The following is a 13,976-nucleotide window of genomic DNA, read 5'->3' on the forward strand; positions in this document are numbered from 1 at the left end:
GCCGGCGCCGACGAGGAGGAACCCGAGTCCGGCGAGGACGGCGCCGGCCGTCCCGGCCTGCGGGCCCCACTCCCGCCGACGGGCCACGGCCTGCACGACGATCCCGGAGCCCAGGGCGAGCAGCGCCGCGGCCCCGGTCAGCGCCGGTCCCGCGTACGCGCTCGCGACCCGGGCCGGAAACGTCACGAAAGCGACTGTGACGCAGGCGAACACCCAGGGTGCCAGCGGCAGCGACCAGGACAGCGCACCGGCCACCGACCGGCCGTGTCCCGGCACGACCGGCTGCAGGTCCGCCGCCGCGTAGTGGGCCGGCCGGCTCCACACCGTCGCGGCGGTGACGGCCGCGGCCGACAACGCGGCCGAGAGCACGAACGGCAGGGACAGCGGCCGGGGGCCGAACTCGGCGAGCAGACCGGACACGAAAGGCCCCAGGGCGAATCCGGAGCTGAGCGCGACGCCGGCGAGCACCGTGCCGACCTTCCCGCGCAGGTCGGTGGCCCAGGCCGTGCCCGCACCGATGGCCAGGCCCGCGCCGATGCCCACGACGAGGCGGCCCGCGACGAGTCCGGCGGCGTCGTGCCGGACGAGCAGCAGCACGGTGCCGACGAGGGCGATCGTCGCACCGGGGAGGACGACCGCCGCACGGCCGGTCCGGTCCGAGAGTGCGCCGCCGCCGACGAGACCGGGCAGCAGCCCGAGCGCATAGATGCCGAACACCCCGTCGAGCAGCGCGCGCGAGAGGCCTTCGTGCTCGCGCAGGACGGGGATCATCGCGGCGAAGTGGTTCGCCGCCCACCCGGTGGTGACGAGGACGGCCAGCACGCCGGCCAGGGCCCGGCTCAGCTGTCGTGCCGGTGCAGGTGCTGCTGTGGTCATCGTTCGTCCTCTCGCCGGGGCCGGACCCGTCACGCTAACCGACCGGCCGCTCGGGACGCACCGGTGGATGCTCCGAGGGATGTCGAGCGGCTGCGGTCGGGGCCCGATGCTCGAACGTGTGAACGTGTGCACTGCACAGGACGTGGTAGATCTCGACTCTCCGCCGAGCGAGTCGCGCACCATCGGAATGTCATGGGCGTCGAGCGCGAGCAGCTCGGGGGAACGGTGACGATCAGCAGGGCCGCGCCGGATCGAGGGCGCGGATCAGGAAGCTGAGCTGGTCACGCAGCATCCGTTGTTGCCAAGGACCGTCGTAGACGTCGAAGTGATCGACGGGGTACTCGCACAACAGTGCAGTGGCCCCTGCCCTCTTCGCGGTCCTGCGCGCGGCGACGGGCGGTGCGACACGGTCGTGTGTGCCCACCTGCACAAGGATTGGGCAGCCAAGGCGGCCGGCAGCGGTGATGGGCCGGTTCACGGCCACCTCCAGTGCTGTGCGCGCGCAGATTTCGTTGCGCCACGTCGGTCCGGCGATCGAGGTGTAGGCCTCCTCGGCGCCGGAGGCGCTGATGATCGCCACCTTTCCCGGCCGCGCCCCCACCGGGATGTGGTGCGGCCGGCGTCCGGTAATCCGGCGAGCGAGGTCGCGCAACCCGTGGCCGGTGGTGCGCACCAGTTGACCGGCTCCGGCGTAGCGGGCGATCTGCACCGCGGCTGCCAGTCCGTCGGTCGCGGGGGTCATCGATACGATTGCCGCGACGCGCCTGTCCTGCGCGGCGACTGCGACGACATGACCACCGGAGTACGACGTTCCCCACAACGCGATTCGATCGGCGTCCACGCCGGGCAGGTGACGGGCGGCGGCGATCGCCGCGTGATAGTCCTGGCGCTGACGCCGGAAGGAAACATCCTGGCGCGGTGTTCCTTCCGAGTCGCCGAAGCCGCGGTAGTCGAAGACCAATACGTCGATGCCGCTGTCGGCGAACCCGTCGGCATAGCCGATCAGGCCGGTGTCTCGGGTGCCGCCGAAGCCGTGTGCCATCACCACACACGGCCGGCCGGCCGTGCCGGCCAGCACGTCGGAGGTAGCCGGAACATGCCAGGCGGCGCAGGCGACGCCATGGCTGGGGAAGGTCAGGTCCTTCTTCATCTCGGTCGCTCCGTTCCTACGACGCGACGGCAGCCGTGCGGCTGGGCGCGAACTCGAGCGCCGGATCCTCGACCGGCCCGCGACGCAGCCGCTCGACGTCCTTCTCGTAGGCCATCTGTACCGTCCACGGGCCGCTGGTGCCGCCGCGCGGGAACTTCGCAACGGCCCGCTGGACATATCCCGAGCTCATCTCGACCACGGGGACACGGTCCATGTGCGGATCGTCGAGCACTGGTTCGACGGTGCCGTAGCCGTGGCTGTCCATGTAGTCGAGCAGTCGGCAGAAGTGCTCGCACACCAAGTCCACCTTGAGGGTCCAGGAGATGTTCGTGTAGCCCAGCGCGAACACGAGATTCGGCACACCGGACAACATCATCGCCTTGTAGACCGTGGTGTCGGGCAGGTTCACGCGCCGCCCGTCCACGCTCAGTGCGATCTTGCCGAACGGTGTCATGTTGAGTCCGGTCGCCGTGACGACGATGTCGGCGGCCAACTCCTGACCCGATTCCAGCAGAATCCCCTCCTCGGTGAACCGCTTGATCCGGTCGGTCACCACCGAGGCCTGCCCGGCGGATATCGCCTTGAACAGATCCCCGTCGGGGACCATGCACAGGCGCTGGTCCCATGGGTTGTAACGCGGGGTGAAGTGGGTGTCTACGTCGAAGCTCTTGGGCAGCTGCCGGCGCACATCGGCGATCAACAGCTTGCGCATGAGCTTGGGCGCGCGCTGGCAGGCCTTGTAGATCCCGCGGTTGAGCATGATGTTCTTGCGCCGGACGATCCGGTGCGCTCGGGTGGGACCGACCACCTTGTTCAGGGTGTTCGCGATCGCGTCCTCGGCCGGTATCGAGAACACGTAGCTCGGCGAGCGCTGCAGCATCGTGACATGACCGGCCTTGCCGGCCATCGACGGGATCAGCGTCACGGCGGTCGCGCCGGAGCCGATGACCACCACGCGCTTGCCGGCGTAGTCGAGGTCCTCGGGCCAGTGCTGCGGGTGGATCAGCCGGCCCGCGAACTCCTCCACACCCTCGATGTCGGGCGTGAAGCCTTCCTCGTAGTCGTAGTAGCCGGTGCCCAGGAACAGGAATCGCGCGGTGAAGTGCACGTGCTCGGCGCTGCCGGACGATTGCGCGGTGACGGTCCAGTATCCGTCCGCCGAGGAGAACTCTGCGCCGATAACCCGGTAGCCGAAACGAATGTGCTGGTCGAGACGGTTCTCGGTGACGGTCTGCCTCAGGTAATCCATGATGATGTGCCCGTCTGCGATCGACTTCCGATGCGTCCACGGCTTGAACCCGTAGCCGAAACTCGGCATGTCCGAGTCCGAGCGAATGCCCGGGTAGCGGAACAGGCTCCACGTGCCGCCGATCGAATCCCGGCCCTCCAGGACTGCGAACGTCGTACCGGGACGGCGTGTCTGGAGGTGATACGCCGCGCCGATGCCGGAAATGCCGGCGCCGACGATCAAGACGTCGAAATGCGTGCTTGCCGTATGGCGACCGGTCGGCTCGGTGGTCGTCGGGATGCTCATGGTCGGTCTCCTCGAGCGGTGCGCTGGGGCGTGACGGCGTTCACAGTAGGACCGCAACGGCACCCGTTGACATGTATGCCGGCACACTATTCGCACCCATATGTGTGCTGTGGCACACTTGGTACGTGCTCCGTGAGCCAGTGGCACCCGAAGTTGTCTCCCTCGTCGGTGACGTCGCCGAATTGATGCTGCGTGAACTCGATCAGCTCGTCGCCGAGATGGACGCCGCCGAGGTGGCGGTGGCCCCGATGCTGGGTGCGGACGCGGCGATCGTCGCGGAGATGTCGGCGAGCAACCGCGCCAATGCCGCGCGCCTGCTGACCACCCTCGCTCGGCGTGACGTCGGAGGCGCGCCGATCGACGTGCCGCCCGAAGCCCTCGACGTCGTCCGCACCGTCGTGCGCCGCGGCATCGACCTCGAGGTGATCTACCAGGCCTACCGCCGGGGCCAGAACGTCGCCTGGCAGCGGTTTCTGGCTCATGCCGGACGGATCGTCCCGCCGGGGCCACAGTTCGTGGAGTTGTTGGAGGTCACCTCGCAGCTGATGTTCGATTACGTCGACCATGTCGTGAGCCGTGTCATCGCCGACGCCCAGCGGGAACGCGAGGAGGTGCTCGGCGGCGCGCTGGCCCGCCGTGCCGAGACCGTGCACCTGATCCTCGACGGCGCCCCGATCGACCCCCGCCGAGCCGGCGAACGCCTCGGATACCAGCTCGCTCGCCGCCACACCGCACTCGTCCTGTGGGCCGAACCGGCGGGCGGGACGCAGGGGGCACTGGAGTCTGCCGCGACGCTGCTGGCCCAGGCCGCCGGCGCCCGCACGCCCCTCACACTGCCCGCGGGCACCTCGACGCTGTGGGCGTGGTTGGGCACCGAATCCGAACCCGCGCTCGGCACATTGCGCGGAGAAATCACCAAGGCGCAGTCGAACATTCGGGTCGCCGTCGGCCCCACCCGAGCGGGCATCACCGGCTTCCGCCGATCACACGACGCCGCGCTGGCCATTCAGCGCCTGGTCAGCGGGCAACGCGACGGCGACCGCGTCGCGCTCTACCGCGAGCTCGAGGTCGCCACGTTGGCCGCTCGCGACCTGGACCGGGCGGCCGAATTCGTCGCCACAACACTGGGCCCGCTCGCTGCGGACACACCCAGCGCGGCTCGTCTCCGCCAGACATTGCGGGTGTTCCTCGAGGAAGCCGAGAACGCCCCTCGCGCCGCCGCACGCCTGCACACCCACCGCAACACCATCCTGCAGCGTGTCGGCCGCGCAACCGAACTGCTCGGCCACCGCCCCGGCGAGCGCAGGCTTCCCGTCGAGCTCGCGCTGGAGTTGGCTCACCACATCGGGCCGCGAGTCCTGGCCCGTGACTGAGGGACAACGCCCGCGGTCGGTGGGCAGGGACCGGTCTTGACGCCCGGCGGGTTCCCGCCTCCGTCCGCAGTGCTCGCGTCGGGCCGGTAGGGGCGCAGCGTCACGTCGCACTCGCCCGTATCGGGCGCTGGCAGCCAGTTGGATCACTCGCCCATCCTCACTGTCAGCGCAGCACCTCCCGGGCGGTCCGCCGGACGGCGTCGGTGAGCGCGTCGAGCACCGGCGACTCGAGCCGCCACCGCTGCCAGTACAGCGGTACGTCGAGCGGATCGTCCGAGTCGAGGAAGACGAGTCCTTCGGTGTCGGTGAGCATCGGTTCCGGCAGCATGCCCCAGCCGAGGCCGAGCCGTGCGGCCTCGACGAACTCGGCGGCGCCGGGCACGTAGTGCCGGGGCGGGTCGAGCCGGCGCCGGGTGCGGCGCCGCAGGAACCGGTCCTGCAGGTCGTCCTTGCGGTCGAAGCTCAGCATCGGGGCCTGCCGCAGCGACTCGGCGCCCGCGCCGCCGGGAAACCAGCGGTCCGCGAAGTCGACGCTCGCCATCGCGTGATACCGCATGGCGCCGAGCCTTTCGGAGACGCACCCCTGCACCGGCTCGGGCACCGACGTCACGGCGGCCATCGCGGTGCCGTCCCGCAGGCGCGCGGGGGCGTGGTACTCGTCCTCGCGGTGCAGTTCGAACAGCGCGCGATGACGCTCGGGCATGCGGGCCAGGGCGCGCAGCATCCACGTCGACATCGAGTCGGCGTTGACGACGAGGGGAACCGACACGTACTCGTCCCGGCCGGCGGTCAGCCCGAGCGCCTCGGCGGTGTCCTGCTCGAGCCGCGCCACCTGCCGTGCCAGCCGCATCACCGCCTCGCCCGCGGCGGTCGCGGACACCGGACGGGTGCGCCGCACCAGGACCCGGCCGGCCTGCTGCTCGAGGGCCTTGATCCGCTGGCTCACCGCGGAGGGGGTGACGCGCAGGACGGCGGCCGCGCCGTCGAAGGTGCCCTCGTCCAGCACCGCGGCGCAGGTCCGCAGCTGCGCGAAGTCCAGATCCATGTGAAGCAACTCTAACGGTACTGAAGAAAAGTCAACTGTTCTTCATCGAGGGCGGTTCCTAGCGTGGGTGGCATGCACCTCGTCGCCGTCGGATTCCTCACCGGACTGTCGCTCATCGTCGCGATCGGCGCGCAGAACGCCTTCGTGCTGCGCCTGGCGATCGCGCGACGCCACGTGCTGCCGGTGATCGCGGTGTGCGCGCTCTCGGACGCGGTTCTCATCGCCGCCGGCATCGCCGGCATCGCCACCGTGCTCGACCGGGTGCCCGGCGCGCTCGGGGTGATCCGCTGGGCGGGGGCGGCGTTCCTCGTGGGCTACGGCCTGCTCGCGGCGAGGCGGGCGCTGCGCCCGTCGGCCCTGACCGCCGCGGCGGGCGGCTCCCTCACCGTCGGCGCAGCCCTGGCCACCTGCCTGGCGTTGACCTGGCTCAACCCGCACGTCTACCTCGACACCGTGCTCATGCTCGGCTCCGTCGCCAACCACCACGGTGACCCGGGGCGCTGGTGGTTCGGCGCCGGCGCGGTCCTGGCCAGCGTCGTGTGGTTCCTCGGGCTCGGCTACGGGGCCCGCCTGCTGCGCGGAGTGTTCGCGAAACCCGCGTCGTGGCGCGTGCTCGACGGCGGCATCGCCGTGCTCATGGTCGGGCTCGGCGTCGGCATGGTGGCGGGCTGATGCCGAGCCCGCGTCAGCCCTTGACCAGGGCGAACCGGCGGCCGCTGATCTCGCTCGCGGTGACCTCGACGAAGTTGTACTTCGGGGTGGGCACCCAGGCCTGCAGCCCCAGCTCCTCGGCCTCCTGGATCTCGTTGTAGTGCACGAGATTCCGGGCCCGTCCGTGCAGCACCACGCTCCAGGCCCGGTCCTGCTCCACGTGGTCGGCCTCGAAGGCGACCTCCGCGTGCACCGTCAGCTCGACCAGCTTGCTGCCCTCGGCGGTACGGAAGTACAGCTTCCTGTCCCGCACGGCGTAGTTGATCGGGAAGACGTCCGGCCGCCCGCCCGAGACCACCACGAGCCGGCCGATCCGCTCGGTGCCGAGCAGCTCCCAGCTCTCGTCGTCGTTCAGGACGACGACGGGGTTGTCGACGTTCGGCTCACTCATGGTTCCTCCGATCCGGCGGCGTCCGCCTCGATATCACCGCCTCCAGCACATCACGAATCCGCGCCCGGCACAGGCGGATCGTCCATCGAATCGCGCGGTGTCCGTCACATCGATAGCGTGGGAGCCGCCCGACCTCACCCCATCGAGGAGCGTGCGAGATGACGCTGGCCACCACGTGGCACACCCGCGACGCCGACGACGTCGCGGCGGCACTCGACGTCGACCCCGCGGCCGGGCTGCCCTCCGACGTCGTCGAGGAGCGCCGGCGTGAGCACGGGCCAAACGCCCTCGCCGAAACGGCAGCCGTCCCCGGCTGGCGCAAGGTGCTCGCCCTGCTCGCCGACCGGATGACCCTCGTCCTCGTCGTCGCCGCCGTGGTCAGCGCCGTGGTCTCGCGCGAATGGGAGACCCCCGTCGTCATCCTCGTCGTCATCACCCTCAACACCGTCCTGAACTACGTGCAGGAGCGCCGGGCCGAGAACAGCCTGCAGGCGCTGCGACAGATGGCGGTCGACACCGCCCGCGTCCGCCGCGACGGCCGTGAACAGCACCTGCCGCGCACCGAACTCGTGCCCGGCGACGTCGTGCTGCTCGAGGCCGGCGACTCCGTGCCCGCCGACGGCCGGGTCGTCGGGGCCGCGCGGCTGCAGGTCGCCGAGTCCGCGCTCACCGGCGAGTCCCAGCCCGTCGACAAGACCGTCGAACCCGTCGTCGACGAGCAGGCCCCGCTGGGCGACCGTGCCGACATGCTGTTCATGAACACCGACGTCACCCGCGGGCGGGGCACGATGGTGGTCACGGCCACCGGGATGCAGACCGAGATCGGCGCGATCGCCACCCTGCTCGGTGCCGCCGGGGTGGAGAAGACCCCGCTGCAGCGCCGCATCGACCAGCTCGCCAAGACCCTCACCATCGTTGCGCTCACCGTCGTCGCCGTCGTGTTCGTCCTGGGTCTGCTGCGCGGGCAGTCGTGGTCCGACCTGCTGATCACCGCCGTCTCGCTCGCCGTCGCCACCATTCCCGAGGGGCTGACCGCGGTCGTCGCCTTCACCCTCGCGATGGGCGCGTCGCGGCTCGCCGCGCGCGGCGCCATCGTCAAACGGCTCGCCGCCGTCGAGACCCTCGGCAGCACCACCCACATCGCCACCGACAAGACCGGCACCCTCACCCTCAACCAGATGACGGTGCAGCGGCTGCTGGCCCGTGGCCGCAGCTTCCGCGTCACCGGCACCGGGTACGAAACGGCCGGCAAGATCCTCGTCGGCGACGGGCTGCCGGCCCCGGACCTGACCGCGCCGCTGCTCGGGATGGCCCTGTGCAACGATGCCGTCGTCCGCGACGGGGCGCTCGTCGGCGATCCCACCGAGGGCGCACTGGTGGTGCTCGCCGAGAAGGGCGGCATCGACGTCGAGGGGGCGCGTCTCGCGGTGCCGCGGCTGGCGGAGGTGCCGTTCGACTCCGCCTACAAGTACATGGCGACCTTCCACGCCCTGCCCGACGGCGGCTACCGGTGCTTCGCCAAGGGCGCGCCCGGTGCGCTGCTCGACCGCGCCACCGCGATGCTCGACGGGGACGGCCCCGTCCCGCTCGACGACCGCCGCCGCGAGCGCCTCCGCTCGGCGGTGCAGTCGCTCGCCGCCGAGGGGCTGCGCACCCTGATGATCGCCGGCCGGGACCTGCACGCGGTGCCGCGGGGCGACGGGGAGGCGCTGCAGCGCGTGGTGTCCGACCTGACCCTCTACGCCGTGGTCGGCATCGTCGATCCGCCGCGGACGGAGGCCAAGCGGGCCATCGAGGTGGCCCACGCCGCCGGCATCGAGGTGCACATGATCACCGGCGACCACCTCGTGACCGCGTCGGCGATCGCCGCGGAACTGGGCATCGGCGGCGCCGCGGCCAGCGGCGCCGACCTCGACGCCCTGGACGACGACGAGCTACGTTCCCGGGCAGCAGGTTTCGGCGTGCTGGCCCGCGTCGCGCCGGAGCACAAGATCCGGGTCGTCAAGGCGCTGCAGGCGAACGGCGAGGTGGTCGCCATGACCGGCGACGGCGTCAACGACGCGCCCGCCCTCGAACAGGCCGACATCGGTGTCGCCATGGGCATCACCGGCACCGACGTGTCCAAGAGCGCGGCCGACATGATCCTCACCGACGATAACTTCGCGACCATCGTCGCCGCGGTCGAGGAAGGCCGCGGCATCTACGCCAACATCGTCAAGTTCGTGAAGTTCCAGCTGACCACGGCGTGGGGGTTCGTGCTGATCTTCCTCGTCGCCGGGGCCCTCGGGCTCGCCGGCGGTGCGCCGTTCACGGCGCTGCAGATCCTGTGGGTCAACATCATCATGGACGGCCCGCCGGCCCTCGCCCTCGGCGTCGACCCCACCGAGCCGGGCACCATGTCCCGGCCGCCGCGGCCGGCCCACGAGCGCCTGCTCAGCCGCGATCGGCTCCGCCGCATCCTCGGCCTGGGCATCGTCATGACCGCCGGAACCGTCGCAGTGCTCCACTACGCGCCGCAGTGGTTCCCCGAGAGCGCCGGCGACCCGCTGTTCGCCACCACCCTCGCGTTCACCACGTTCGTCTTCTTCCAGGTGTTCAATCTGCTCAACGTCCGCTCCGAACTCGGCTCGGTGTTCTCGTTGCAGACCCTCACCAACCACAGCATCTGGATCGCGCTCGTCGTGGTGGTCGTCCTGCAGGTGTGCGTGGTGCAGACGACTTTCCTGCAGGGCTTCTTCGACACCACCGCGCTCACCTCGCAGCAGTGGACGCTCGCCGTCGGCGTCGGATCCTCGGTGCTGTGGGTGGACGAACTCGTCAAGGCCACCGGACGGAGCGTGCGGCGTCGGCGTGGTGACACGCCTGCTCGGGCGGGCGCATAGTGGAGGTGGTGTCGCCCTCCGACGAACACCGCAGGACGCGGAGGTGGGAACGATGGACATGGGCTTGATGCACATGCTGCACATGTTGATGATGCAGATGCACCACATGCTGATGCCGGGTATGCCGATGCATCACATGATGCCGATGTGACTGCATCACATGATGCCGATGTGACCGTCGGTGCCCCGGATCAGCCGTGCGAGTGCCCGCCCTCGTGCGGGTCCCTGTGCATGCTCTTGTAGAGGTGATGGCTGTACACCTGCAGGCCGAGCATCGCCTCGGTGTACTCCCGCCGTTCGGCGGTCGTCACGGCGTCGGTCAGAGCGACGATCCGATCCAGCCGGGACTGCAGCTGCCGGTGCAGCTCGGCGGACAGGAACGCGTGGAGCTTCTCGACCGAGCCCGTTTCGATCGCGTCCTCGGCGAGCGGGATCACGGGCCCGACGTCGCCGCCGGCCGGCTTCACACCGGTGAACGGGGCGCCCTCGCCCGCGCGGTGCAGCCGGACCACCGTGTCGAAGAAGTAGAGATCGGCCACCTCGTGGGCGATCGGGCCCTCCGCCCGCGCCGCCGTCGCCCGCTCGAACGCCGTGCGCACCTCGTCCTCGGCGTCGGCGGGCACGAACGGCAGGATCAGCTCGACGTTGTCGTCGCCCAGCGCCGCCTCGGCGGCCTTGACGACGGGACCGTCCATGGAATCGCAGTGGGGAGGCACGGGGTGCTCCTTCCGGCGGTCGGCGGACACGCTCGGTCCCAGGCTAGTGCCGGGGTGCGTCCGGCGTCGAGCGAGCGCAGGGCGGATCGGTCGCGCCGGGGCCGCGTCGCTCGACGGCCCGGTTCGTCGCCTGGATGCGAGGACGGTTGACACGGCGGGCCGCGGCGGCGAACGTGGACGCATGAGGCGACGTCCCCGCGTCGACGTGCATCAACATGTGTGGCCGGCGTCCTTCGTCGACGCCCTCCGGGCGCGCAGCGCCGCGCCCCGGCTCGACGGCTGGACGCTGCACCTGCCCGGGGAACCGCCGTACCGGGTGGACCCCGCCGACCATTCGATCCCCGCGCGGACGGCCCTGGCGGTCCGGGACGGAATCGATCTGGCGCTGGTGTCGCTGTCGAGCCCCCTCGGGATCGAGGAACTGCCCGCCGAGGAGGCCCGGCCGCTGCTCGACGCCTATCACGAGGGGGCGCTGGGCCTGCCCGACCGGTTCGGCGTGTGGGCCGCCGCCGGCGTCACCGAGCCCGATCCGGAGACGCTGCGCGACGTCCTCGCGGCCGGGTGCGTGGGCCTGCAATTGCCGGCGACCGCCCTGGCCGACCCGGCGGGCTTCGACCGGTGTGCGCCGCTGCTGTCGGAACTCGAGCGGGCGCGCAAGCCGCTGTTCGTGCATCCCGGCCCGGCGTCGGCGCCCGGCGCTCCGGCATGGTGGCCGGCGATGGTGTCGTACGTGACCCAGATGCACACCGCCTGGTTCGCCTGGCACGAGTTCGGGGCGCGTCGGTTCCCGGCGTTGCGGGTGTTGTTCGCGATGCTCGCCGGCCTGGCTCCGCTGCACGCCGATCGGATGGCGGTGCGCGGCGGGCCCGGCGATGTTCCCGGGCCGGGGGTCTACGTGGAGACGTCGTCGTACGGGCGGGAGGTCGTCGCGGCGGTGACCGCATGCCTGGGCGAGGACCGGGTGCTGCTCGGCTCCGATCGTCCCTACGCGCGGCCGCTGGTGCTCGGCGGTTCCGCCGGCATGCGCCTGCGGACGGACAATCCGGCCCGCTTCTTCGCGAAAGTGCCTGCGCAGAACCCTTGACACGCGGACCCGGCCGGGGTGGCATGGTCGTCGTGACATTCTCGGTGAGCGCGCGGCAGCGCGGACTGTGCACGGCGTCGGTCCGTGCCGCCGAGTCGTGTCCCGGCTGTCGTCGCTGAATCCGTCTCCGCCCAGCCCGGCCCGGGCACGCCCGTGCCTCCTCATTCCAGGACTCTTCGATGCTCTCCACGTATGCCCTGCCGACGCGCGCCGACCTCACCTCCCTCGCCCTGCGGATCGCGAACGATCCCGGCCGCTGGATGCCGATCGTTCGATTCGACGAGCAGCAGCGCTGGTACACGCGACTGGCCGTTGCCGACAACCACGAAGTGTGGCTACTTTCGTGGCTGCCCGGGCAGCGAACCGAAATCCACGATCACGGCGACAGCGCGGGCGCCTTCGCGGTGGCGCAGGGTGTGCTGACGGAGACCACCGTCTGCACCCCGGCGGTCGGGGGTCTCGATGGAGTCGAAGTAGCGTTGTCACGCAAGAGGATTCGTGCGGGTATGGCCCGCGGCTTCGACGCCGACCACGTCCACGAGGTGACGAACGACACGAATTCTCCGGCCGTCAGCATCCACGTGTACGCACCCGCCCTGACGACGATGAATCGGTACCGGATCGACGACGGGGTGCTCCGGCTGCGCGCATCCGAACGGGCCGGCGCGGACTGGTGAACTCCGCCGCGGCTGCGCCGGTCGTAGCGGTATCCGAAACCTTTGTCGCAGAACGATATTGGATAACGTCGCTGCAGGTGCGGTAGCCGGCCCGCGGCGCGCGATCTGCTCACGCCGTCTCGGGCGCGGCGGGTCGTGGACCGATCCTTCGCAAGGCGCGACTCGTGCCGGGGGTGGCCGAACTCACGTCCGCTCGATTCGAGGTCGGGTCGGCGTGTGCAAGACAATGGAGACTCGGCTGGTTCGCACGCCGACAAGATCCAGCGCATCCCGCACTATTCGAAGGTTCCCGCTCATGACGACGACGGCATCCGCATGCCCACCCGACTCCGCAGTACCGGCGGACGCCCCCGCGGCCGCGCCGGCAGCAGACGCCCGGCCGGGGCGCGCCCGGGCGATGTGGGCGCTCGCCCTCGGCGGGTTCGGCATCGGCACCACCGAGTTCGTGGCGATGGGCCTGCTGCCCGACATCGCGACCGGTCTCGGAGTCTCCGAGCCCACCGCCGGGCACGTGGTGTCGGCGTACGCCGCCGGGGTCGTGGTCGGTGCGCCGCTGATCGCGGCGCTGACGGCCCGGCTCCCGCGCAAGACGTTGCTGATCGCCCTGATGATCGCGTTCACCGTCGGCAACGCGGCGACGGTGCTCGCGCCGAACTACGGACTGCTCGTCGCGTCCCGGTTCGTCGCCGGTCTGCCGCACGGCGCCTACTTCGGGGTCGCCGCGCTGGTGGCCGCGCATCTGGCCGGTCGCGGGCAGCGCGCCCGGGCGGTGGCGCTGGTGATGATGGGCCTGTCCGTCGCGAACGTGGTGGGGGTGCCCGTCGCGTCGTGGCTCGGCATGGCGCTGGGCTGGCGCTCCGCGTTCGCGCTGGTGGCGGTGATCGGCACGGTCACCGTCGCCGCGATCGCCGCCTGGGTGCCCGCCCTGGCGATCCGCACCACCAGCGTGAGCACCGAACTCGGTGCCCTGCGGCGCAAGCAGGTGTGGATGACGCTCGCGGTCGCGATGATCGGCTTCGGCGGCGTGTTCGCCGTGTACACCTACATCAGCACCACCCTGACCGACGTCGCCGGCGTCTCGAAGGGGCTGGTTCCGGTCGCCCTGATGCTCTTCGGCATCGGCATGGTCGTCGGCAACGTGGTCGGCGGCCGCGTCGCCGACCGGGCCCTGGTACCGGGCATCTTCACGACCATGACGACGCTGGCGGTGCTGCTGGCCGTGTTCGTCGCGGCGGCGCACAACCCGTACACGGCCCTGGCGATGGTGTTCCTGCTGGGAGCCGGGTGCGCCGCGGTCGGCCCGGGACTGCAGATCCGGCTCATGGACGTCGCCGAGGACGCACAGACCCTGGCCGCGTCCCTCAACCACGCGGCGTTCAACCTCGCCAACGCGTTCGGCGCCTGGATCGGGGGCGCGGTGATCGCCGCCGGCTTCGGCTACACCGCGCCGGCCGCCGTCGGCACGGTGCTCGCGCTGGCAGGTGTCGCCGTCTTCGCGCTCGCCGTGCGGCTGCCGTCGGCGCCCTGATCGGACATC

At 71.0% G+C, this 13,976-nt stretch carries 12 protein-coding genes; 6 read left to right on the plus strand and 6 right to left on the minus strand.

The features are described from left to right. The 3 genes from CQZ88_RS04780 to CQZ88_RS04790 form a co-directional block, all read right to left on the minus strand. On the minus strand, window positions 1-876 hold an 876-nt coding region (locus CQZ88_RS04780), incomplete at its 3' end, for an MFS transporter (protein ID WP_258008444.1). Window positions 877-1,108: 232 nt separating this feature from the next. Further along, window positions 1,109-2,026 (minus strand): alpha/beta hydrolase, encoded by a 918-nt coding sequence (locus CQZ88_RS04785; protein WP_102799320.1) that lies wholly within the window; start codon window positions 2,024-2,026, stop codon window positions 1,109-1,111. 16 nt (window positions 2,027-2,042) lie between these two features. Next, a complete protein-coding gene (locus tag CQZ88_RS04790) occupies window positions 2,043-3,560 on the minus strand; it encodes an NAD(P)/FAD-dependent oxidoreductase (RefSeq protein ID WP_006946415.1) in 1,518 nt (505 codons plus the stop codon). 185 nt (window positions 3,561-3,745) lie between these two features. Between CQZ88_RS04790 and CQZ88_RS04795 the strand changes: the two genes are divergently transcribed. Further along, the gene (locus CQZ88_RS04795; RefSeq protein WP_051359284.1) at window positions 3,746-4,933 is read left to right on the plus strand and encodes a CdaR family transcriptional regulator; all 1,188 of its coding nucleotides are present in this window, start codon (window positions 3,746-3,748) and stop codon (window positions 4,931-4,933) included. 163 nt (window positions 4,934-5,096) lie between these two features. Here CQZ88_RS04795 and CQZ88_RS04800 read toward each other — a convergent pair whose 3' ends face one another. Then, entirely contained in the window at window positions 5,097-5,978 is an 882-nt protein-coding gene (locus tag CQZ88_RS04800; protein ID WP_102799321.1) for a LysR family transcriptional regulator ArgP, read from the minus strand. Between the two features lie 72 nt (window positions 5,979-6,050). Between CQZ88_RS04800 and CQZ88_RS04805 the strand changes: the two genes are divergently transcribed. After that, entirely contained in the window at window positions 6,051-6,650 is a 600-nt protein-coding gene (locus CQZ88_RS04805) for a LysE/ArgO family amino acid transporter (protein ID WP_102799322.1), read from the plus strand. Window positions 6,651-6,663: 13 nt separating this feature from the next. Here CQZ88_RS04805 and CQZ88_RS04810 read toward each other — a convergent pair whose 3' ends face one another. Next, complete coding sequence (locus CQZ88_RS04810) at window positions 6,664-7,080, minus strand: pyridoxamine 5'-phosphate oxidase family protein (RefSeq protein ID WP_006946406.1); 417 nt, start codon at window positions 7,078-7,080, stop codon at window positions 6,664-6,666. Between the two features lie 158 nt (window positions 7,081-7,238). Here CQZ88_RS04810 and CQZ88_RS04815 point away from each other — a divergent pair, with 158 nt between their 5' ends. Next, on the plus strand, window positions 7,239-9,962 hold the full coding sequence (locus CQZ88_RS04815; protein ID WP_102799323.1) for a calcium-translocating P-type ATPase, PMCA-type: 2,724 nt from the start codon (window positions 7,239-7,241) through the stop codon (window positions 9,960-9,962). Window positions 9,963-10,153: 191 nt separating this feature from the next. Here the strand turns inward: CQZ88_RS04815 and CQZ88_RS04820 are convergent, their stop codons facing one another. Further along, window positions 10,154-10,678, minus strand: a complete 525-nt coding sequence (locus tag CQZ88_RS04820) for a DUF6448 family protein (RefSeq protein ID WP_006946403.1) — start codon at window positions 10,676-10,678, stop codon at window positions 10,154-10,156. Between the two features lie 181 nt (window positions 10,679-10,859). Here CQZ88_RS04820 and CQZ88_RS04825 point away from each other — a divergent pair, with 181 nt between their 5' ends. From CQZ88_RS04825 to CQZ88_RS04835, 3 genes are all read left to right on the plus strand, one after another. Beyond that, window positions 10,860-11,762 (plus strand): amidohydrolase family protein, encoded by a 903-nt coding sequence (locus CQZ88_RS04825; RefSeq protein ID WP_080688518.1) that lies wholly within the window; start codon window positions 10,860-10,862, stop codon window positions 11,760-11,762. Between the two features lie 179 nt (window positions 11,763-11,941). Beyond that, on the plus strand, window positions 11,942-12,439 hold the full coding sequence (locus tag CQZ88_RS04830; RefSeq protein ID WP_102799324.1) for a cysteine dioxygenase family protein: 498 nt from the start codon (window positions 11,942-11,944) through the stop codon (window positions 12,437-12,439). Between the two features lie 295 nt (window positions 12,440-12,734). Continuing rightward, on the plus strand, window positions 12,735-13,967 hold the full coding sequence (locus tag CQZ88_RS04835; protein ID WP_044476513.1) for an MFS transporter: 1,233 nt from the start codon (window positions 12,735-12,737) through the stop codon (window positions 13,965-13,967). The last annotated feature ends 9 nt before the right edge of the window (window positions 13,968-13,976 follow it).

It is taken from the genome of Rhodococcus sp. ENV425 (assembly GCF_002887785.1).
GTDB lineage: Bacteria > Actinomycetota > Actinomycetes > Mycobacteriales > Mycobacteriaceae > Rhodococcus > Rhodococcus aetherivorans.